This is a genomic window from Leisingera sp. M527, from assembly GCF_025141525.1.
Taxonomy (GTDB): domain Bacteria; phylum Pseudomonadota; class Alphaproteobacteria; order Rhodobacterales; family Rhodobacteraceae; genus Leisingera.
Genome location: NZ_CP081037.1, coordinates 2,379,043 through 2,400,596, shown reverse-complemented (window position 1 = coordinate 2,400,596; position 21,554 = coordinate 2,379,043). Strand labels below are relative to the sequence as shown.

Genomic DNA, 21,554 nt, shown 5'->3' with positions numbered 1-21,554 from the left:
AATTGCGGGAAGGTTGGCGGGGAGGTGGCCTTAGGCTTTGGCAAGGTCGATGGCGATATACTGCCAGGGGGCATCCACGCTCATGCGGCGGTAGCAGCGGGTGTAAGATGCCGTGCCGACAACGCGCATCGCCATGCGGATGGCTTTCATTGCCTGCTGCCAGCGCTCGTCGGCGATATCCTGGCGCAGCAGCATGAAGATTTCAGAGCGGTTGATTTGCCCCGTCTTGTCGGTGTTGAACGCGCGGGTGACGATGGAACGGAGTTCCGGGCCTGCGTCAGCAGCCCATTCATTCAGGCATTCGTCCAGCAGTTGCTTAGCAATCTGCAGTTCGGGGCCAAAGTCGATCCTGTCAGCAACGGAAACCGTGACCTTGAACAGGCCGTCATGAGACAGCAGGGTCATATTGCCTTTTTTCCCGCCGATCTTGGCGCCGTATTCCTGCGCCAGAAGCTCTTCCAGAGCGACAATGTCGCTGTTGGTGTGAGCTTTAAAACGGGCGATTTGCTCCTGCAGCGGCAGGGCAAAGCTGACGATCTTGCGGACGGTTTCATCCATCAGCAGATCTTGAGCGTTTACCGTCTCAATTGGGTCCAGTCCGCCTTTGGCGTTGGCCATATAAGTGTTGCCGTTGGCGACAACCCGGCCATCAGGAATAGGGGCGGGACTGAACTGGCTGATGCGGGGTGTTTCAGGGGTCGGTTCGGTCATAAGTGCAGGCTTTCAGTGAGGGCAGGGAAGTCAGGCGCCTGTCGGGTCCAGGCGGTCGGCAATGCGGCGCAGGAAAATCCCAAGCCGGGTTTTGAAGGGAAGCCGCGCTTTCATTCTTCGGGTTCCTTGTTGAACTTCGGGCAGGCGCGGCAGGCGCGTATCATCCGGACCCGGAACGGGCTGGAATGGGTCCATTTTTCCGCACGGCGGCGGTGGGCCAGGCAGGCGGCACTGGGGATCTCGGTTTTCAGGGCGGGGCAAAGGACCGGGGCACTCATGAAGACGTCGCGCACGGCGGCTTCAATACGGACAAGCGAGCCGCCATAGCGGTTTCGCATGGCCTGGCTGACAACTGTGGCGCTGAGGCCAAGCTCACCGGCAACGGAATTCTGCGAAGACTGGTCGCATTCGCGCACCAGGACCTCCACCCAATCGGGCAGAACATCGCCCCAGCCGTCCTGGGCAAGTATCAGACGGTCGCTCATCACAGGCGCCCTCCCGGTGCATAGACAATCTTGTCGTCGTTGCTGTCGATGATGACGGTCATGCTGCGTTTCTGAGGCGGCAGCGGGCCGGTGTTCTTCATCAGGAACAGCGGCGTGTCCGCCATCAAATTCCGGGTGCGGGCGGCGGTACGCAGATAGCCGGCGCGGCGCAAAATCCGGCAGTATTCCACAATGAACCGCTGGGGGATATCCGGGCGGGCCGGTGCCAGTGCGGCAAAGATATCAACCGGCCTGAACCGTTTCTGGTGGCGGATTGCAGTCCAGACGGCGCCTTCTTTGGTACCGCGTTTGCCTTTGGCATCTTCGCGGGCCTCTTCCGGCGACTTCACCGAGAAAAACACCTTGCCCTTGCTGCGGCCCCAGACCCGCATGACGCCGGTTTGTTTCAGGCGGCTGAGAAACCGCGTCCGGATGGTTTCCGAAGCGCAGATGGTTTCAACATCCGCGTTTGTGAAATAAGGCCGCTCGGAAATGTATTTCCAGATTTGCTGTTCTTCCAGGCTGCGCGGTTCAGCCGATGGCAGCTGAATATCCGCGCCGGACTCGCGCATCTTGCTCAGCAGATGGTCCAGGCGGTTGCGGGACCAGGCCGTGTCCAGCTCATGCCCGTTTGCCGCCGCCATGATCTCCTTGGCTTCATCAACACCCCAAACAGTGAAGAACTTGGTGGTGCCTTCATTGCCGCATTCGGTGACAACGCCCTGGCGCTGCAAGGCGCGCAGGAAGTTCTGCCGGGTCCAATCGCCAGCCTCGCAGTAGGTGGCAACGTCATGGTGGGTAAACCGCATACGGGTCTGGATGAATTCCAGGATCTCTTTTTCGGCGGCGTTGCGGGTTTCTGTTTGGCTCATTTCAGCCCCCTGCGCGGGCTGGGGGCGTCCTTGCGGCGGAATTCAATGCCGCCCCAGTCCTGCAGCGTCATGCTGGTCTGGCCAAGCTTGTTTGCCTCGCCTTTGACCTGGGCAAGATCGGTCACCATGCGCCGCACGTTGCCGGTGTTGCGGTCCAGAATGGCGTCCAGCAGATCCTCAGAAACGTCTATGCCTTCAGCATAAACGCTTGCCAGCAGGCCCGCGTCTTTCAGGGTGGCCGGCTGCGCGGCGACCCAGGACATGACCCGGCTGTCAATGAGTTCATATTTCCGGAGCATCTGCGGGAATTCTTCCATGCCGATCATGACAACCGGCGTGTCCGAGCCGTCATGCAAATCCCGGATCAGCTCAATCACGCCGCGCCGGAAGGCATAATCCGCTTCATCGACAATCAGCGTGCGGCCATCCAGCGCCAGTTCTTCGCAGGCCTGCAGAACCATATCGGGTACCACCCGCTTGGGCGCCACACCCAGCTCGTTCAGCAGCCGCTCCAAAAAGGTCTTTTTGGTCCAATCGCCCTGCATGGAAATATGGATCACGTCAAAGGCGGAAGCGCAGAAGATGGCACCAAAGGTTTTGCCATATCCGGGGTAGCCGTAAAAAACCCCCAAGCCCGGCATTCCAAAGGTCCGGTTCTGCAGCTCGGTTACCAGCGCTGCCATTGTCGCCACGTTGGTCAACGGCTGTACGCTATTGCCGATTTCCAAGGTCTGTGTCATGCTCGCTCCTAGTCAATCAATGCCGTCGCCATGGGGTCCAGCCAGGCGGCGGTTTTTTTGTGATCTACCCGGCGTTATTGCCGCCGAATGCCTGTTTCAGCGCTGCCAGCGCCTCGTATTCAGAATGGGTTTGGTAACCCTTCAGCCAGCCTGCCTCGCGCTCTCCGACCGGGTCGCCGTTTTGCTGCCTGCGCTCGATTTCCTGCGCCTGGGCAAAGCGGTCGTCTGCTGTTGCGGCCACCTTGAAGGCCTCCTGTTTGGGGGATGGTTCGGGTTTCTTCCGCTTGTCGCCGATCTGCAGAATGAGGGCGTTCTGGGCCGCCTCGGCGCTGGGGTCCGAATGCTGCCTGAAGGTTGAGACCCTAGGGGGCTTCGCGGGTGCCAGCTTCACCACCTTGGCTTCCATCAGCGCAGTGGTTTCCTTGCGGATTTCGTTCAGATCGGCCCCGAGCTGTTCCGGTGTGTGCGGCCGGTGCAGCTCTGCGAGTTTCTTTTCAGCCTTTTTGATCTGACGGTTCCGCTTCGCGGTCGAGCGCGCACCCTCAAGATCAAAGAAGCCGATTTTCTGCTGGCATTCGGCAAAGCCAAGGTGCGCGCCTTCGGCACTGTAGATATGAACGCCGCTGTGCAGGTCTTCAGGATCGAAGCGCACAACAATGTTGCGGTTGACCTCCTGGCTCATCCAGTCGCAGTGATAGACGTTGCCGTGGAAGTTCAGGCTGCCATTGTGCTTGTGCAGCTTGCCGGTGTCCTGGCCCATAAGCCAAAGGTTGCGCTGTTCTTCGGTGGCTTTCAGAAGCGTGGTCGTGGCGTAACTGTCTGCAAAAGTCTCATCAAAAGACCTGCCGTTTGCGTTGGCAGAGCGGCGGCCGGGGCGGGCATTATGCTCTTCAATGCCTTCGGCCAGGACTTCCAGAAATTCAGCCAGTTTCACAGCGCGGCTGCCGTAGTTTTCCGGTTTTGCCGTCGGGCGGTTGCCGACATAGGCGCCTGCAAAGCGGGGGTCTTTTGCAATGTCACTGGCAATGTCCCGGAAGGCCCGTTCAATCGGTTTGGCCTGGCCGTGCGCGGGGGTGGCCCAGTGCATTTGGATGCCCAGCAGCGGCAGAACGCCAACCGGATCTGTCTCCCGGATCTTGAACCGGAACCGGGTGGGGGCGCCCGCCGTCATCCACTTGTTTGCGAACTCATGGCCGTTGTCGAACAGGCACCGCTTGGGAATGCGCCAGGTGTCGACCATTTCGCCAAAGGCCGCCATCACCATGACCTTGTTAGGGTCATGATCCACCCGCCAGGACAGGATTTTGTTGGAGTAAAGGTCCTGAAAAGCGATGATTTGGGGGCGGTTTACGGTGCCGTCGGGCCATTCCACAAAGACGTCGATCTTGTGGCAGTCGGCGTTGACGGCTTCCATCGCCGTCAGCGAAGACCGGTCGCGGATCTGCGCTGGAAAACAGCGCATCAGCCCGCGCGGGCCTTCACGGGTGTAAATCTGGGTGGTGCGCTGCACCTCAGCATCCACCCACCGCTTGGCGGTTTTCTGGATGGGGAAGGGCCAGCCTTCTTTTTCGGCTTTAAGCTTCGCCTTCCTGTAGCATTGGGAAAACGTCGGCCCCTCAAACTGCAGGAAGACGCTCTTCAGCCAGTCCATGAATGGCTTGAACTGGGCGCGGTCTTCTTTCCGGGTGCGCTTCTTGGGCGGTTGAGGCGCCAGATAGGCAAGCTGATCCACCGCCGGGATACCCTCAATAAGCGCCAGCCAGTTATAGACCGTGCGCGGGCTGGCGTTGAATTCAGCCGCAATGGTAGCCACGGCTTGAACATGGGCTGTGCCGCTGCCGTGCAGCAGCTCAACTTTCTGGATTGCATCCAGCCGTGCCGCAGCCTCGTCTTTGGCCTTCTGGGACAGCTTTTCATAGGTCACCCATGCGGTTGTCCGGTCAGGGCGCTCGACTGGCGCGGCGGCTTCCTGCATCGCCAGTTTTTCACGGGCGGCAGACGGCAGCACCGACCAATGAAACAGCAGCCCGCCACCGCGCCCCGGCCTGCGTTGCAACGCTGCCGGGTTGTTTTTCCAGCCCCAGCGCTCTGCAAAAGCGTTCACTCCGCGCACGCTGCCCGGCAATCCCGGCAGCTTTGCCTCGGCAATCTCCGCTGCCGTCCACCATTCCTTTTCGGGTGTTATGCCGCTGTCCATCAACCGGCCTCCCGGTTGTGGGATTGAAACATCACAACTTCAGAGGCGGGCGTGTCACTGTCTTCGGCGTCCTGCAGAAGCTCCAGCAGCTCATCGCGGAATTTCTCCGCAAATTGCGTCCGTGCAGCTTTGGAACCGCGCAGCCAGGCGTCGGTGATCTTGGCGGCCTGCTGGTCCGTGGTGGATTGCACCGCCGCTCCGGGGGCCTTTTTGCGGGCCAGAACCTCCTTGGCGGATTTGGCTTCACCGCTGCCCAGGGCCGCGCAGATCGCACTGCGGTCTGTCTGTTCGCCGCATTTAGCGATGTGTTCCAGGTCTTTGAACTGCACCCTGTTTGGTGCGTCCCGCAGTTGGGCGATTTCGTCTTTGGACAGTTTTTCGCCGACGCTGATCAGGCGGAATATCTGGCGTTCTCCCTTGCCGAATGTCTCGGCGGCATTTGCGGCGAAGGATGCAACTGACATTTTGTCAGTTGCATTCCAGCGGCCCCGAGCACCGGCTTTGCCCTGGGCTGCTTCGGGGTTTTCCCGCTCATACAGCTCTTTGTGCGCGGCCAGAAAAACGGCCATATCCAACGGTGTCAGCGGGGCGCCGGCTACATTGGCGTCAACCTCAATCCGGATGGCCTGGTCGTTGGTGCATTCGCTGACCTTGACCGGTACTTCTTCCAGCCCGGCTTCCTTGGCGGCGGTCAGGCGGTGCAGGCCGTCCATCAGCCGGTAGCCGTCTTTGACTTTGCGCACCAACAGCGGCTGCAGGATGCTGCCAACCTCATGGATGGACGAAACGATGCTGGCAACCGCCGTGGGTGAGGCCGTGCGCAGGCGTTCTTCCACCTGTATATCAGCAACCGGAAGGGTTTGAATTTTCTGCCAATTTGGAGGGGGCATTGGGGATGCTCCACTTTGATTGAATTCAGGGGTTTCAAGGGGTGGCTTGCCGTTCTTTGCGGCATGGCCGGCGGTTTCAGCGCGCAGGCGGGGTTTGAAACTGCCCGTCAGGATCTGCGCTCCGGGCATCAGTGCTTGCTAGCCAGGAAGTCATTGAAATCGTCCAGGGCGCCGTCACCGGCCAGGCCGGCGACTAGATCCGCCACCCTGCGCTGTGTTTCGGCCAGGGCTTCAACTGCTGCGTCCACTTCTGCGGCACGTTCGCCGACCGTTTTCCAGCGGCGTGCCTGAGCCATCCTGTGACGGCTTGCAGCGATAACCAGGCGTTCGCGCTGCTTTGCATATTCGGCCGCTGCGGCGCGCAGTTCCGTGATCCGGTGAGGTACAGATTTCTTGGTAAGAAAGTCGTTGCCGGTCATTTCAAAAAGGCTCCAAACAATAGCAGGAAGGGCAGGGCGAAGGCGCAAATGCCCCCAATTAGGTCGTCGCAAAGGTCCAAGGGGCTTGGCCAAACAGCGCGGAACCCTTGGCCCCAGGCCGCCGGAAATGAGGCTAGGCTGGGACCCGTTCCGGCGAGTGGTAAGCGGGGATAAAAAGGCCCCGGCAGCGCATCCCCATGGCTGCCGGGAAGTTGAGCCAGGCCGCTGCTAGCAGGCGTGCGAGACTGGCTGAAAAGGTTGGAGAAGCGGCTTGAAATACCCGCCAAAATCAGAAGGCGCATCAAAGTATAGCTCCGGGTCAATTAGAACGGATAATTGAGCTAAGTTGTTGTATTTTAATGGGGTCTAGGTTCACGCCGTACCGGACTGCATCAGTCAGAATTTGGCGCTGCAATTCACAGGCCAAGTGAAGCCGTAAAAACTCAGGGTTTTTGATGAAGTTAGAGACCCGGTTTTTGGAACCCGGCACCCCTTCCTCCAAGAGGTAGTGGCTAGGCCGCTTTTTGAGACGTTCCAATGACCCACTCACCCACTCTGCAAACTGCTCTGGGGAGGGGATGACTGGAACAATATGCTGTTCGGGTGCGTTGATCATCTTTGCCTCACATTATGTTATGAGACAGTAAATCATAATCAATTATGATTTACAACATAAAGTTATGCGAAAAATCACACTGAGGGACCACCTGTAAAAAAATACAGGTTGAGGAAATCATACTGCAGTATGATAACCAAGATCAGGCTACGGAGACTGGTAATGACTAGAGTGGATTGGGAGCGGCGGCGGCGAAATATTCGCATCTTGATGGCTGCCCAGGGAACAAACCCCACGAGGGTTGCGAACTCTGTAAAGCTCTCGCCAAATACGCTGTCAAAGTTCACGAGTGGGGCTACTGCAGAACTTAGCCAGCGCTCGATTGATAAAGTGGTAGAGGCGCTTGGCCTTTCTTCAGTTTCGGATTTGGATACTGATAACCCGCTGAGTAATCCAAAAGCAGTCCTGCGGCAGCTTATTAACGATCTGCCTGATGAGGTGCTGCCGGCTCTGGTACGTGAGCTTGAGGTTCGCTTTGCGGAGCACCTTGAGTCTCAGCAAGACTAGCAAGATCCAAGACAGCAATGATGGCCATTGAGAGCGCCTCCTTCGGGAGGCGCTCTATTTTTGCGACCACGTCATCGCGTGACGACCTCATCGTGAAATTTGAATTTTTGTTGACATATTATGATTTTTCACGTTTGGTTATGAAAATGACGTCTCTAAAGGGATTATTTTCACAGTGATGCACTTTATGCAAGAAAGTTTTTCGGGGTTTGGATTTGTGATCCTGTCCCCCGGCGAGGTGCCAACATCAGCGGAAACAAGTTTCAGTGAGGAATGGCACCAGAGATATTTTGATCGCAAGTTTCACGCGGTTGACCCGGTCTTTCACTTCACAAAGCAGTGCGGGGGCAGGTCGGCGTCGAAGCTTCTTTCTCAAGAGGAAATGTATTCGCCTCTGTTCGAAGAGGCCCGGCCATTCGGTGCTGACAGTAACTTCATTTCCGTATCAGTCTTTGGAGGCAACAGAATGATATTTGGCGGTGTAAATCATGACCTTGATGGGCGAGCTGCATCGCCTTTGCACCATGCTTGCCAGGCAGCGCACAAGACTGTCCTGCTTGAGGGGGTGGATAACCTGTCCGACGGTCAGATCGACTTTATGGAAATGTGCGAGGAAGGCATGCTGGATAAGCAAGTTGCTAGCGAGTTGAGAGTGTCGATCTCCGCAATCGCGCAAAGGAAGAAGGTGATATGCAGTAAGCTCGGCGTTTCAAATTTCAGAGCAGCGTTGTCCCTATACTCCATAAGGAAGTGGAGTGGGATCATCCCTGTGATTTAGTGAGTAGCTTGGGTATCATCATAATGAATTATGAATAACGGCTCTGAATGATGGTTGCGACACACCTAATCGACCTGACTAACCCTGAAACCCGGCTGGACCTGTACACCGATTGCCTGCGCTTGCGGCGAGAAGTCTTCATTTCATCTATGGGGTGGAACTTGCACGAGAGTTTCGGTTGCGAGTTCGATCAATACGACATACCGGCCTCAGTCCACATTGCCGCCGTTGAAGGCGAGAACTTGGTGGGCTGCCTGCGGTTGCTTCGAACCGACAGCGAGCATAGCGGCATCACTTATATGATCCTGGATGCGCACCGCGGGAACATTCCGAACTTGCCTGCAAACATTATGCAGGAAGAGTTGGCTTCCGGCAGTGCCTGGGAGGCGTCCCGCCTAGCGGTTTCTCCTTCAGTGGAGATGCGAATGAGGAATAGCGTGTTGGTGGCATTGATTACTGCAGCACGCAGTCATGTCGTCTCGCGAGGAGGCGCAACAATGTTGGGGCTTATGAACCCGATCTTCTTGCGGACATTCCGCAGGGCTGGGTTTGCCGTTAGGCAGTTTGGCCCGGTTGCCGACCAACGGGATGGGCGAATTTGTGTTCTTCGGTGGGATTTTGAAACTGGTTCAGATGATGTCGGTTCGGTTGCGCGATCTACCGCACCCGCGATGTGAACATAGTGACGCTTATGGAGTGAACTTGGGCTTAGAGCTGCTCGCGTGACTCTGAGGCCACACCGAACATTAGGTACCAGATTAGCCTTCGCTGCCGCAGCATGTCGTGAACAGCCCAATGCGGACGTGGCGATCTGGCTATACGGCAAGTAGCTGTCACTCGCTGCATCTGCGAAACGAAGAGTGAGATTAGGGAAAGCGGCTATTCGCTACGCAGATGGCAAGGGGAGGCCCAAACACCCACCCAACACCCGTTCTCGATCCAAACACCCGCTCCGTCGTGCTATGAATAAGGCAACGACATGAATATGCACGGCATTTTCATGTTAGGCTTTATCTCGCCTACGTCAGCGGCAAAATGCCGACCGTATCGCTGTGCCCTAAGGCTGGCGGAGCACTCGTCTTCACACCCAAATTCGTCTCTAAGGGAGTTGTTCCACATACGTTCTGAGTGTTATTCATAAAAAAAATACACAGATTCTGAGGCCGGGGCGGCAGTGACAGCACCTAATTTCATATCCCTTTTTTCTGGCGCGGGTGGCTTGGATCATGGATTCGAACTAGCTGGGTGGAGACGTCTACTTGCGTCTGACATTGACCGCGATGCGGCTGCGACGCTTAGGTTGAACACAAAGAAGGCAGCGAGAGAGACCGTTCTCGAAGGTGATATTCGCGAACAGACTGCGAGTGAACTAATGGCACGCGCAGGAGGCGTCTCTCGTGGGGAAGTAACCGCTATCGTTGGTGGCCCTCCCTGCCAATCTTGGTCTAGTGCTGGCCACCAACTGGGTATGGCGGACGATCGCGGTAGGCTCTTCTTCGACTTCATCAAATTGGCAAACCAACTTGATCCTCGTTTTATCGTTATGGAAAATGTTCGAGGCCTGCTTACAGCAAGAGGACCTGACGGAGAGCCTGGTTCTGCATTGGCTCTTATTCGAGAGGACTTGCGAAAAGAAGGGTGGCAGACCTCTGTTAGTGTATTAAATTCAGCCGATTTTGGCGTCCCCCAAAGGCGTGTTCGACTATTTATCATTGCACATCGCAATGGAGACAGCCTTCATTTCCCAGAGCCTACGCATTCGAAGTCTCCCAGCAATGGGGAAGAAAAATGGGTGTCTATGCGAAGTTGCCTTTCAACCATTCGAGCTTTGGGTGAAGACGAGATTATTAGGCCCACCGGTAAGCTTGCCAGTGAGTTGATCGGCATTCCTCCTGGTAGCGGTGTTAAGTCTCCCGGTAAAGCTGAGACGACACGCCCCGGCGGTCACTGGGGATACAAACAAGGTGCTTTTGTTGCTGACATGAGCCTTCCAGCGAGAACTGTAACTGCAAGCACCGCGCAAGATTGGATCATTGACCCCCAAAGGGGTCTTCGGAGGCTTTGTCCGCGAGAATGTGCTGCGATACAGACATTCCCCCCGCGTTGGAAATGGGCAGGTGGGAAGGCTTCAATGTACCGCCAAATTGGAAATGCAGTTCCGCCAAAACTTGCCCAGAGAATTGCCACCACACTCGCAGTTTCTGCGGGCACACATGTTGTGCGAAGCGATATTAGTAAGATTGTAGAACTCGAACCACTCGCACCGGAATTACAAGGGGCTATAAATTACACCATGAAAGAAGAAGCCCGGAACGGCAACTCTCGCCGTTCGGCTCCTGCACGCCGCGTTAAAAGGACGGCAAATCTTTGAGCATTATTTCAAAAGAAAATGAAGAAAACTCGCGGCTGGCTAAGCGTTACTACCTAGAAAACACCGACCCAGTTGGCGAAGCCAGGGATTGGGGCCATGCAGTGGGCGAAATTCGAGACGCTGCGTATGCTGCGCTGGAAGCTTCCAATTACCTTCGAGATTTTGAAGCCGCTCTAAAAGTTTCCGGAAGCCACATGCTCATTTTTCGACACCTCTTGGCCCCACCAAAAAGTCAGGACCAGTTCTCCTTGCTCTGCCCCGAATGGTCCAAGGCTTCGGAAAAGTCTGGAAATGCTCTAAAGGAAGAAAAGGCGCTCGTAACTTCACAAGTGCTAGATATTTGGAAAGACCGTTCAATTGCCCCATGGCTTGACGAACAGAGATTGCCGACACAGGTAGAGAAAGCACTGATAGTTGAGCGAATCGTTTCATTTATTGCGCCAAAATTGACGGAAACACAAAAGCGAAACAGACTATCTAATGACCAAGAGAATGCCGTCATCCAGTTGCTCAAGGGCCTTGGGTGGACGCAGGCCAAATCATTCCTTATTGATGAATTGTCTTTGATCAAACCGAGGACGTTCTTGCACAAGGCTAGATTTGCCACTGCGACGACCAATGCGCAGGAGGTAGACATTGCATGCGGCTTAAAGCAAGGTATTGTCGCTGCAATGGAGTGCAAGGTCACAAACGATGCGACCAACTCGGTTAAGAGGGTAAACGATATTCTCAAAAAGGCAAAAGCTTGGAAAGATCACTGGGGAAGCTTCGTTGAGACAGCAGCTCTTCTGCAAGGGGTCATCAAACCATCGGATGTGCAACGATTGACCGACGATGGCGTAATGGTTTTCTGGTCTCACGATCTCAACGCGTTTTCCGATTGGGTTGAAGGGCGAAACCAATAAGTCAGCTGTTAGAACAACCGCAGTGAACTGACGTCTTTTTCCGTCTTGCGAGTAGTTGACCCGAACTGAAACCGTTCCATTGCAGCGAATGTACGGTCTGGGGAAGACGCGGGCAGCGTTTGATCGCTGTGCCAAGGCCCTCTCTGGGCTGACTGCAGTCAGCCGAATGCGTCGGCGACACACGCGGCAACGCAGCGGTTTCAGGTTGTGCTGTCAGGGCGAAGTTAGGGCTTTGCAAAGATCGCAATCCGCACAAGGCAGACGCGCAGGATCGGTCCCGCTGCATCCGCAGCGAAAGCCCGGTTGGTCCCGCAGCTCTTCTGAAATCCGTTCCTAGTTCAGAGAGCTGCCGTTGTGTGTGAAATTTACATACCTTGTTGGTTTTATGACGAGAATCCCATTCTGGGAAGCAACAACTCGGTCCAGCACCTTAGTTCCAAGTTCGGCGGCTCAAGCGGGCCGCCTGAAAGTTAACATAAGGGGCATTATCGCCCCTGTGAGGGATTGTTTTCCCTTATTCTACAAGGTCTGGGGCAGGGGAGAGAGTTTGCAACAGGAAGTGTCCCAAAATCTGCTGAGCGCGCTGTAGGGGCCATTTTTCCGGGTATTGAAGGACAAATGCCCCAAGCCACTTTCCAGGTTTAGACCTTCCTGAATACCCTTTTTTATATGCCTCTATCCGGGTTCTTCCGGCTTTGTCCGGCCTCTTCCGGTTACTGCAATATCAAGTGTCCCCTAACAAGCGGGACTGTAGCGGGACACTTCGCGTTGCAGTGCGGGACACTTCCCGTTGCAGCAACTCATTTTTGCAATTTCCCTGATTTTTAAGCCTGAAACCGGGGTTTAGCCAGCCCGGATCTGCGCCGGTTCCGCGATTTGACGCCGGAATTTTGGGACACTTCGCGTTGCAGTACGGGACACTTCCCGTTGCAATACCCGGTAATCCGCCGCCCAAAACGTAAAAAAACGCCGGGCGGCGGAGGGTTTTAGAGGGTGTTTAAAGGGAGTGTTTTACGGGTTGGGCGGGACCTTGCCGCCGTTCGCAGCAGGTGCAGCCCAGGCGGAACCGTGTGGCGGCAATGCGCAGTAAGCGGACTTTGCAAAGTCTGTCAGATTTCGTGAGGCTCTTCGTCGAGAGCTACTATCCAGTCTTGTTCAAGAAGCGTATTTTTCATCCAAATAGGTCATCACACTTCCTAGTAAACCTGAGCTATGAAACCTTCCCAAAGCAGTTAGCTTGCGTAAAAGAACCTGCTCTTTTCTCAGCCTCGCCTCACCAAGTGATCCAAAATCAGGCAGGATTGTTCCTGTGTAAATCCCACCGAAAACGAACTCTCCTTCTACCTCTGCAAAAACAGGACTTCCAGACATGCCCTCAGAACAGGGGCCATCCATAAGTGCGTACATTCGATCACTCTCGGAATGCTCTGATGCAAGGTGCCGGGTGACCATTATCGGTGTTGGGGAGTTGGAAGTGTTCAACGCAGAACCATAGCCAAAAGGAAAGCCAACGGTCATAAGTTTGTCGCCTTGAATCATCTTTCGAAAAATCAGGTCTTCAGATTGAAAACACTGCTCTTTGCCCAGCATGATATCTTGAACGCGCAAAATAGAATCTATGGGAATCAGTACGAAATCCACTGCTGGAACATAGATACCTACGTTTTCTAGGCTCCCGTTTGGTGGCCCCTCTTGATCCTGCTGCCATATCGGCAAAGGACCGTCTTCCGATTCTGAATACAAATTGACATAGAATGAATGGTTTCCGTACGATATTTCTCCAGCTAAATGAGGTGGAAATCCAGGTGGGAGGGGTTCGGTTTTCCTCAATGTTACTTTGAGAAATTCCCTTCTTGGTGGAATTTTTCCCGGAGGCTGAATCTTCACGTCAAGTGGGTCGTATCCGGTAACCACATGCCAACAAGTGCAAAGAAAAACAGTTTGCCCTTGCTTGATGAAGAATCCCGTTCCGTATGCTCCGTCGATCTCATTTTGATCTCGATCAAGGCATTGAATGTGAACGACCTGATGTCCAGCAATACTTCTTTTGTAACGTGGTGATCCGATTTGCAATTGCTGTGCGCCTCTCTGATATCTGAGCATCCATAACACTGCGTATCTGACCTTGATACCCCTCCACAACATAGTTGGGGCGTTCAACGAAGTTCCGCTTCGGGCTGGTCTGGTCATGCCTGTAAGTTGCGGGACCCGCACGCGTTGCGTAGGAAGCGAGCAGTTAGTGCGCGAACTGATTCGGCAGAAGCGCGCAGGATATTGACCTGTTTGAACGCATGGTTTGATTGAGTGACCCTCGTGATAGAATAGGAGGACATTTGGGGATGCCGAGAAACTCGCCAGGTTCAGAATACCGTACCGCAGACAGCGTTGCTAACTGGAGTAGCTTGCGGTCAATCGGAAATTCATCACTGTCAAAGATGACAATGCTCGTACCTGTCTTTGGGTATTTTATTCTATTTAATGAAAACATCTCTCAATACCTTCGACTTACAATAGACACATGTCCTGCGCACGAGTGCCGTGTCGGCTGGCGTATCTTCTTTTTTTATTTTGGGCTATGCTTCGCAGCTTTGGGTGCTGCAGTCTTCACGTTCCGGTGTCCAGATATCATAAAAAGGTATTCGACTTCTCGTGAATTTTTCAAGACCAGTAGAGAATTCTATGCCCACCATCATAATCTTCGATGGCTTCTGGATGATATCGAGAAAATGCTAGGCCGAGACTACGAAGATGGGCTAAATCTCGTAGACCTGACCAACAAAGGCTCCGTTATCGGTCAGAACGAGATACATGTATTGTCTGGACCAATGGCTGCCTACTATAACTCAAGGAACAAGTGCCAGGCCGGGTGGCGGTGGGCAAGCTTAACATTTTACGGCGTCGGTGCAGCGTTCTTAGCAATACCCACATTGATTACTTTTGTCGAAGTTGCAGTGGTTGCGATTCAACGCTTTAGGTGAAGTTGCTGCCACTGGCAGGCCGCTGCGCCGCGGTGTGGCAGTTTTTGCTGCAGATGGGTGCGGCAAATATTCTGTGCTCGCATCCGGGAACCGCTGCTGGGAGGAACAAAGGCAGATTGGGGCTGCAACCGGCCCGGGCCTCCCGTTTCCGGGAGGCGGGTTGTTTCAGGTTTCAGCCGCAGGGGCGGCCATGGCAGCATCAAAAGCAGCCCGCACGTCAAACGCCGCCAGTTCCGCATCGCTGAGTGCGGCGATCTGCGTTTCCACGACTTCCTCCGCATCAAAGCAGCTCTGCACATGGGCCGCGACGGCAGCGGTGATCTGTTCCAGGTCCGCGCGTGTCAGCTTGATCCAGCCATCTGGGGCCTTCCAGGAGAACGGCTCGCTTTTGATGCCAATTTGCAGAGCGCTCAAGGCTTCAGTGAGGTCCGCGCGGGTTGTGCGGTCTGTGCGGGCGTGGAAGCCATTGGGCAGTGTGATGCCGCCGTTTTGGATCTGCCACCGGGTGTCGGCCAGACTGGACAGGAGCGCCGCGCGGGCCGCCGCCGCGACCTGCGCAGCCGTAGTGATTTTCAGGGAGAACGTCATGCTTCAACCTCGCTGGTCAGGGACTTGCGGACAATCGGATCAGGCACGGGGCCGCTGGCGACGGTGAACGTCGGCGGAACAGCGGGCTGGACCCGCTCTGCGGTTGCATCGGAATAGATCCAGCGCAGTTGCACATGCAGCTCGCCATTGATCCGCTCGATGCGACCTATAAAGGGATGGCCAGCGCCCTCCGGTTCAGCAAAGCCCCCGTCAGGCACTTCGGAAAGGTCAAAGGCAGTGCCGCCGTAAGTGAGTACATCGCCGCTCACGCTGGCGTTTGTTTCAGGCTGGCCGGGCAGACCGGCGACACAGATGCAGGTTACTTTCACGATAATCTCCTTATTCCCAACGGCCTATTGCGGTCAGGCTGACAGCGCCCCCCACTCGGGCATCACTGGTGTTCCAGTGGTTGAAAGCGACGTTTAGGTTTGTGGGCGGGCGTGCGGAAACGAAGGTGGCATCTGAGTTTGTCCGGCCCGCGCCGTACACAACAAGGCCGGAAGCAGTTGCAAACACAGCCGGGAAATTCCAAGTGCTGTCCGCCGCAGTGGAGCTGGGCGTGACAGTATGGGTGCAAATCAGCGTGCCGTCAGCAAAGCGCACATACTCGCCATTGGGGCCGCTGCCACGATCCGGGTCCATCCGCCGCCAAGCGCTCCAGCCACCAGCGGCACCTGTCCGCAGGAACATCGCGCCGTCATGGGAAATGGCCAGCTGCATGTGATCGCCCGCAAGACGAATGCGGTGCATGACAATGCCCGCCGTGCTGGGGGCGCCTACAGTCTCAGAGGCGTACCGCACCTCGCCTGAGACAGTCAGGGTGTCCAGATTGTTGCCTGGAGGCTGGCTCAGGTTTTCACCATCGACGCCCAAACCAAAGACACCCGAGCCGGAGAACAGGCGCAGCAGCTTACCCTCGGCGGTATCTGCGGAACTGGACTGCACCGCCGCGCCGCTGGCAGCACCTTCCTTGAGGCGGAGCTGCCAATCGCCCCCGGCTTTCAGCGCCACCTCATTGCTGGACGGCCAGCCGAGGCCGGTGTCTTCATCGCCCAGCTTGACCACATCGGTGCTGAATTTGCCCTGTCCGGGGCCGTCCGCAACGGCTTGAAACGTGCCGGTCAGCGCCTGCACGCTGGCCACCACATCATGCGCCAGCGACATAGTGGGGAACAGCGCATAGATCTGCCCTGCCGCCGTTGCGCCCTGGTACACAGGGGTGATTGTCAGGCCAGTGCCGCTGCTGACCGCCAGCACCTCATAGACCCGCCCGTCCGGGCCGACAAAGCCCCAGCCCGCCTGCGCGCTGCCAAAGAAGCTGGTGCCGGTTCCGGTGACGATTGCGCTGCCGTTCACAACGCTGACTGTTCCTGCCTTTGGCCATGCCATAGGGCTGCTCTCCTTATGTTACCTGGAACACTGTCCATTCGATTTTCGGGTTGTTGAAATAAACGCCGCCCTGGGCCTCCAGATCGATTGCCAGGAACACCCGCTGATCGCTGCCGCTGGCCCAATGCGGGTTCACCAACTCCGAGGGGTCTTTGCTCCAAGACGCTGCCGGATCGGGGTTGGCGCCGCCGAAACCATTCCAGCGCGCGCCGGGCTGGATTGATGTGTTGAGGGTCCAGAATGTGTTGTTGGGGTCCATGCCGCCCGGTGCAGTGCCGGTGGTGGTGACCGAAGCGGCAGCGGCCAGGGCAAACCGCTGTGCCTGCCAGACGTCCAGTTTGCCGACCCGGATGCCGGTATTCACAAAGGCCCAGCGGGCGCCATTGCCAACGGCCCCCGAAACCGTGAATGATCCCTGCGCCAGCACCATGGGCCGGGAAAACACTGCGCCGGCCACTTTCAGCGCGTTGTTCTTGAAGTCGATCTTCACGCCTTCAGTCGGGAACCCGTTTTCGTCTTCGGCGTAGTCGAAAGACTTTAGGCTTCCAGCGATCTCAGCATTGCCGATTGAGCCGTCGCGGATCGCCGCCTTGCGTATGTAAACACCTTCGGGAACCAAAATTCCGCCGACCATGGTGTCCTCAGTATAGACCACAAAGGGGCTGCGTTTCTGCGCGCCATCCGGCGAGACGATTGCAAACTTATCCGCCTGAAACGCTATCTCGGATGCGGGTTCTCCCTCGTCATCCAGATCAGACCGCACCACCATGCCCGCCACATGGCCGTTATTGTCGATGCGCAGGGTGTATTCCCCCATCACGCCGTCCACAGTCTGCATGGTCTGCTGAATGCTGGTGCTGTTGCCGCCAACATCCGATTGCAATTGCGTGATCGCCGTGGCCTGGCTGGACACATTCCCTTCGGCATCGCTCACACGGGTGTCCAACTGGCTGAGGGCGGTGGCCTGTCCGGCAGCATTGCCCTCCGCATCATCCAGACGGCTGCCCAGGCTGATGAGGCTCTGGCCGTGGCTGGTGATCACGCCTTCCGCACTTGTGACCCGCGCATCCAGTTGCGATTGCGCGGTTGCCTGACCGGAAATACCCCCTTCCGCGTCGTCCAGGCGGGCTTCAAGGCTGATCAGGCTTTGACTGTGGCTGGTGATCGCACCTTCTGCAGTGCTGACACGGGTTGTCAGCGCGCTGGAAGCGGAGGCCTGGACGGCGATGTCGCCATCCAGACGGACTTCCAAAGCATCAATGCTGCTGGCCAGTGCCGCATCGCCGCTGGCGCGCACCAGCTTTTCCGATTCAATCAGCGCCACGCTGTTTTCAATCGCCACACCAAGGCTTGCGGTGATGGCTGCTGTTGCGCTGCGGTCATCATCCACCCGCGCCCGGATGTCCTGAGTGGCATAGGCAATCTGGGTTTTCAGGGCTTCGCGCTGTTCATAGGCCAGCAGCAATTGCTCCAGGGTGGCAACATCCTGAGTGCCAAGCTGATCATGCAGGGTCCGCACGTCGCTCACCGACTGGGTGATTGCCGGGCCGTCCAGGGTGCTGATCTGCACCTCTGCCGAGGACAGGCGGCTTTCGGCGGCGTCAAAATCCGCCTGATCCACCTTCAGGGTGATGGCCTCTTGCGCGGCGTCGATATCCACTTCCGCCGAACTCAGGCGGGCATCCATCCCGTCCACTTCGGTTTGCGTGGCCTTGAGGGCGATTGCCGCCTCCGCCGCGTCCAGATCCGCCTCAACCTGATTGACCCGCACCTGCAAGTCGCCCACGACGGGGATCTGGCTCGGGTCCAGTACCGCATTGGATATCTGCTGATTGACCCAGGCTTGCGTGGCCGACAGTGTGATAGTGGCTTCGGCAGCGGACAGCCGGATTTCCGCCTCGCTGATCCGTTCCGCTTCCGCAACCACGCCATAGATCCGTACCGTGCCGGTGTCCGGGTCCTGATAGATCCCGGCGTCTGCCATGCGCCCGTCGATTTCAGACAGCTTGGTCAGCGCCCAAAGCACTTTATCCCCGATGACCCCCAGCGCTTCGGCAGCATGGAAGCTCTGCACATCGCGGATTTCCAGATCCCGCTGCACCGCGCCTTCCAACGGCGCGATCTTGTCCAGGACAAGCTGGTCATCCAGCGCGGCAGCGGCGGCAGTGGCATCATCGGAAATTGCCTGCCAGGTCTCTTCGGCCAGCATGTCCGGCAGCAGCTTGAACGCGGGCGTGGTGACTGGCAGCCAGGCGGTCCACTTGGTGTCCCTGGTCTTTGAGATGGCCCTGCGGCGGGCCTCGTATTCGGTGCTGCCCTGCATCGGTTCCAGGCGGAAGGTGCCCAGCTCCAGATCGGCGGTGCTGGCGCTGAAGCGCTCGTCGTCGCCGTCCTTGACCCGGACCTGGAAAGAAACGCCGTCCGCCGTGAAGGCAAGGGAAGGGGTCCAGACGGCGCGGATACCAACGCCGCGGACAATGCCGTTTGCGTCCTTGATCTCAATGCCGGAGACGCCAAAGCCCGGCACCCCGGCGTCCTGGGTGACGATGGGCGCGGTGACCTGCGGCAGGTCCGGGGTTTCCAGGGCCAGGTCCGGATCAAAATCGCTGTGGTCCCATTCCCGCAGGCTTACCGAAACATTCAGCTTCAGCAGGTCATAGGCCATCTCGGTGATGGTGAAGGTCTTGCCGCTGTAGCCGTACCAGCCAGAAGTGAAACGGGTCTTCAGCAGAGGCCGCAGGCTGGAATACTCCGGCGGCAGCGGCAGCCGGTGGGTACGGAAGCGGCGGTTCTCCTTCAGCAGCGCATTGCCGATCTGGCGCGCTTGCGGGGTGTTGAACACCATCGGCAGCTTCAGATCGAACACACGCTCGCCGCCGTCTTCCGCTTCCCATTCCGGCCGGGTCAGCGTGACCGGCGCGGACGGGTTCCACAGCGCATTCGGGGACGGATGGGTGATTGTGACGGCGTTAAAGGCCTTTTCCAGGCCGGGAAAAGGGTCATGCTTCCAGCCTTCAGAGACCAGCAGGTCGTCTTCGGTCAGATCGGCCGCATAGGTATCGACCGATCCCACCAGCGGATACCAATAGCCGCCCAGCTCGACAATTTCCGCATTTGCGGCGGCAAAGATCTCCTCAAGGAAATCGGCCGGCGGTTCTTCAAAGCGGATCTCCATGCCGCCGCGGAACTGAGGCCGGTTGTTGCTGCCCACGCCCAGATCGCAGGCGTCCAGTGCGGCCGCCCATTCGGTGTAAGGCATGTCCCCGGCCGGAAAGCCGCCGCCCCAGACAGAACCGCAGGGCAGGGTGATACCGCGCATGACGGTATAGGCCATGACCATCAGGTTTTCGGTGGGCTGCCAGGTGGTTTGATCCTCCCAGCGCTGGGGTCCGTTGCCCCCGGCGGTGCTGTCCTGGCGCACGTCATAAAAGCCCGGCCCGTTCAGCTCAAAGCGGACCTGCGGCCTGCCGTTCGGATACTGCTTGTCGCTGCGGTAAAAGGTCAGAACCGCATAGTTAAGGCCGGTCAGGATGTGGTCATTTGTCCAGGGCCGGTCCGGGTCCGCGCCGTACAGCGCCACCAGGCGCGGATCCGCCGCCAGTTGGCTGCCGTCATAAAACCGGATCCAGCCGTATCCCCAGCCGTCATCCGCGACTTTGTTCAGGATCTGGTAGCCGACGTTCGGGTCCCAGTCGGTGCCGATCTCCGAATATTCGCCGTCGATGATCAGGCGGCGCAGGCTGGCGCCGGGGAGGTCGCCCAGCTCAATCACATGGGTCAGATAAACCCGGTTTTCGCCATGGCTGTTCTGATAGACCAGATGGCCTGCCGTGGCGAAGCGGCCAACAACCGAGCCTTGCGGATCTGTCCCGCCGGTCGTGGTCGCCGAAGTCTGAATGCCGGGGCGGCGCTGTTTGCGCTGCTGGAACTTCTTCAGCAGCAGCGAAATGCCGGTGGAAACCAGCGTCCGCAGCGCAAAGGCCGCGATTGCATTGGCGGCAACATAGGCCTTGAAGGCGGTGCCAAGTGCCACCAGGACAGCCCCGACCGAGGCGGCCTCGGCGGGCTGGCTCAGCGCCAGCAGGAACAGCAGGGCATAAGACAGCAGCTTCATGGCCGGAACACCCGTTCCGCCCGGTCAAGGTGCAGGTAGTCCAGCCCTTTGAAGCCCAGAACATGGATCTGCGGGCCGCCGATGATCCCCAGTGCCGTGTGGCCGCCCTCGCTGATTGCGGCAATGTCGCCCGGCCGGGAACTGCCCCAGCCGTCGATTTCCGCCAAATGGGCCGCGGCCAGGCCGTCCAGATCCCGGTAGCCGGCGCCCTTCAGCATGGCGCGGCCTTCGTCCAGGCTGCGGTATTTGCCGCGCCAGGCGCTGGCCGGATCAACGCCCGTGCAGGCTTTCACCCAGCCTGCCGCAAAGAACGCGCAGTCGAATTGCGACGGCTTCAGCACGCGCTTGGCAGCCCGGATGCCGCTCAGATAATCCAGCAGGAGTTCCGCCCGGTTTTGCATCAGGTCCCCCATGGCACCGGCCATTCACCGGCCACATCGCTGTATTCGCGGCCCCGGTCATCCGCGTTGCGGCGCTGCAGTTCAGAGTTTGAGCGTTTCAGCGGCAGGCCCTGGGTCAGCTTGCGGGCGGGCGATACCAGGACAAGCTGGGTGAAACTGGGTCTGCCCTTGCCGCCCAGCTCCTCCGGCGCCTCGTTTAAAACGCCCTTAAACATGCGTTTAACCGGGGGCATCAGGTTGCCGGTGTCCAGGTCGAAGACGGCGGAATGGATCTGCACTTCGGCGTGGCGGGGGTCATACTGCTGCAGGAGCTGTTTCACCTCGTCCAGCATCGGCGGCAGCTTGACCCGGTACTGCCGCACCTGGAACCCCGGCGCGGCAATGATGGGCGGAACATCGATCACGGCACCCGCGCCGTAATAGGTGCGGATTTCGCCGTCGATCAGGAATTCCTGATGATCATCGCCGGTCCAGAACCCCAGGGTTTCCGGGGCGCCGGTGGTGCGGTTCCTGGCCTGAAACCACAGAAGGACGCGGGCGTCGGTGCCGCGGCGTTCTGCGAGCTGCTGCTGTGCCTGTGCGGAATAGCTCAT

At 57.6% G+C, this 21,554-nt stretch carries 20 protein-coding genes; 5 read left to right on the top strand and 15 right to left on the bottom strand.

What is annotated here, in order from left to right:
• Nucleotides 1-30: 30 nt before the first annotated feature.
• The 8 genes from K3555_RS11970 to K3555_RS11935 all read right to left on the bottom strand — a co-directional run bounded on the left by K3555_RS11970 (nucleotide 31) and on the right by K3555_RS11935 (nucleotide 6,930).
• Nucleotides 31-711, bottom strand: coding sequence for a DUF3164 family protein (locus K3555_RS11970; RefSeq protein WP_260005303.1), 681 nt, complete (start codon nucleotides 709-711; stop codon nucleotides 31-33).
• A gap of 110 nt (nucleotides 712-821) precedes the next feature.
• Complete coding sequence (locus K3555_RS11965) at nucleotides 822-1,196, bottom strand: hypothetical protein (RefSeq protein WP_260005302.1); 375 nt, start codon at nucleotides 1,194-1,196, stop codon at nucleotides 822-824.
• Nucleotides 1,196-2,068, bottom strand: a complete 873-nt coding sequence (locus K3555_RS11960; protein WP_260005301.1) for a hypothetical protein — start codon at nucleotides 2,066-2,068, stop codon at nucleotides 1,196-1,198. Before K3555_RS11960 ends, K3555_RS11965 begins: the two co-directional genes overlap by 1 nt.
• Entirely contained in the window at nucleotides 2,065-2,808 is a 744-nt protein-coding gene (locus tag K3555_RS11955) for an AAA family ATPase (RefSeq protein WP_259985113.1), read from the bottom strand. Before K3555_RS11955 ends, K3555_RS11960 begins: the two co-directional genes overlap by 4 nt.
• 64 nt (nucleotides 2,809-2,872) lie before the next feature.
• A complete protein-coding gene (locus tag K3555_RS11950) occupies nucleotides 2,873-5,005 on the bottom strand; it encodes a transposase domain-containing protein (RefSeq protein ID WP_260005300.1) in 2,133 nt (710 codons plus the stop codon).
• A complete protein-coding gene (locus tag K3555_RS11945) occupies nucleotides 5,005-5,895 on the bottom strand; it encodes a ParB/RepB/Spo0J family partition protein (RefSeq protein ID WP_260005297.1) in 891 nt (296 codons plus the stop codon). Before K3555_RS11945 ends, K3555_RS11950 begins: the two co-directional genes overlap by 1 nt.
• Nucleotides 5,896-6,023: 128 nt before the next feature.
• A complete protein-coding gene (locus K3555_RS11940) occupies nucleotides 6,024-6,314 on the bottom strand; it encodes a hypothetical protein (RefSeq protein WP_260005296.1) in 291 nt (96 codons plus the stop codon).
• 319 nt (nucleotides 6,315-6,633) lie between these two features.
• Nucleotides 6,634-6,930, bottom strand: coding sequence for a hypothetical protein (locus tag K3555_RS11935; RefSeq protein ID WP_259992434.1), 297 nt, complete (start codon nucleotides 6,928-6,930; stop codon nucleotides 6,634-6,636).
• A 162-nt stretch (nucleotides 6,931-7,092) separates the two neighbouring features.
• On the opposite strand from K3555_RS11935, the gene K3555_RS11930 reads away from it, so the two are divergent.
• From K3555_RS11930 to K3555_RS11910, 5 genes are all read left to right on the top strand, one after another.
• Nucleotides 7,093-7,437: a helix-turn-helix transcriptional regulator gene (locus tag K3555_RS11930; RefSeq protein ID WP_260005295.1), complete on the top strand. Its 345-nt coding sequence runs from the start codon at nucleotides 7,093-7,095 to the stop codon at nucleotides 7,435-7,437.
• Nucleotides 7,438-7,624: 187 nt separating this feature from the next.
• On the top strand, nucleotides 7,625-8,215 hold the full coding sequence (locus K3555_RS11925) for an autoinducer binding domain-containing protein (RefSeq protein WP_260005294.1): 591 nt from the start codon (nucleotides 7,625-7,627) through the stop codon (nucleotides 8,213-8,215).
• A gap of 47 nt (nucleotides 8,216-8,262) precedes the next feature.
• Nucleotides 8,263-8,892 carry an acyl-homoserine-lactone synthase gene (locus tag K3555_RS11920; protein WP_260005293.1) on the top strand — a complete coding sequence of 210 codons (630 nt, stop codon included), beginning with the start codon at nucleotides 8,263-8,265 and terminating at the stop codon, nucleotides 8,890-8,892.
• Nucleotides 8,893-9,389: 497 nt separating this feature from the next.
• On the top strand, nucleotides 9,390-10,586 hold the full coding sequence (locus K3555_RS11915; RefSeq protein ID WP_260005292.1) for a DNA cytosine methyltransferase: 1,197 nt from the start codon (nucleotides 9,390-9,392) through the stop codon (nucleotides 10,584-10,586).
• Complete coding sequence (locus tag K3555_RS11910; protein ID WP_260005291.1) at nucleotides 10,583-11,491, top strand: XamI family restriction endonuclease; 909 nt, start codon at nucleotides 10,583-10,585, stop codon at nucleotides 11,489-11,491. The genes K3555_RS11915 and K3555_RS11910 overlap by 4 nt, the downstream gene beginning before the upstream one ends.
• 1,155 nt (nucleotides 11,492-12,646) lie before the next feature.
• Here the strand turns inward: K3555_RS11910 and K3555_RS11905 are convergent.
• The 7 genes from K3555_RS11905 to K3555_RS11875 form a co-directional block, all read right to left on the bottom strand.
• Nucleotides 12,647-13,594, bottom strand: coding sequence for a hypothetical protein (locus K3555_RS11905; protein WP_260005290.1), 948 nt, complete (start codon nucleotides 13,592-13,594; stop codon nucleotides 12,647-12,649).
• 1,040 nt (nucleotides 13,595-14,634) lie between these two features.
• Nucleotides 14,635-15,057, bottom strand: a complete 423-nt coding sequence (locus K3555_RS11900; RefSeq protein WP_260005288.1) for a DUF4376 domain-containing protein — start codon at nucleotides 15,055-15,057, stop codon at nucleotides 14,635-14,637.
• Nucleotides 15,054-15,386, bottom strand: a complete 333-nt coding sequence (locus K3555_RS11895; protein WP_260005287.1) for a hypothetical protein — start codon at nucleotides 15,384-15,386, stop codon at nucleotides 15,054-15,056. Before K3555_RS11895 ends, K3555_RS11900 begins: the two co-directional genes overlap by 4 nt.
• Before the next feature lie 10 nt (nucleotides 15,387-15,396).
• Nucleotides 15,397-16,446, bottom strand: coding sequence for a pyocin knob domain-containing protein (locus tag K3555_RS11890; protein ID WP_260005285.1), 1,050 nt, complete (start codon nucleotides 16,444-16,446; stop codon nucleotides 15,397-15,399).
• Nucleotides 16,447-16,459: 13 nt separating this feature from the next.
• Nucleotides 16,460-20,560, bottom strand: coding sequence for a DUF1983 domain-containing protein (locus tag K3555_RS11885; RefSeq protein WP_260005284.1), 4,101 nt, complete (start codon nucleotides 20,558-20,560; stop codon nucleotides 16,460-16,462).
• On the bottom strand, nucleotides 20,557-20,961 hold the full coding sequence (locus tag K3555_RS11880; protein WP_260005283.1) for a DUF6950 family protein: 405 nt from the start codon (nucleotides 20,959-20,961) through the stop codon (nucleotides 20,557-20,559). Before K3555_RS11880 ends, K3555_RS11885 begins: the two co-directional genes overlap by 4 nt.
• The gene (locus K3555_RS11875; RefSeq protein ID WP_259992479.1) at nucleotides 20,961-21,554 is read right to left on the bottom strand and encodes a hypothetical protein; all 594 of its coding nucleotides are present in this window, start codon (nucleotides 21,552-21,554) and stop codon (nucleotides 20,961-20,963) included. Before K3555_RS11875 ends, K3555_RS11880 begins: the two co-directional genes overlap by 1 nt.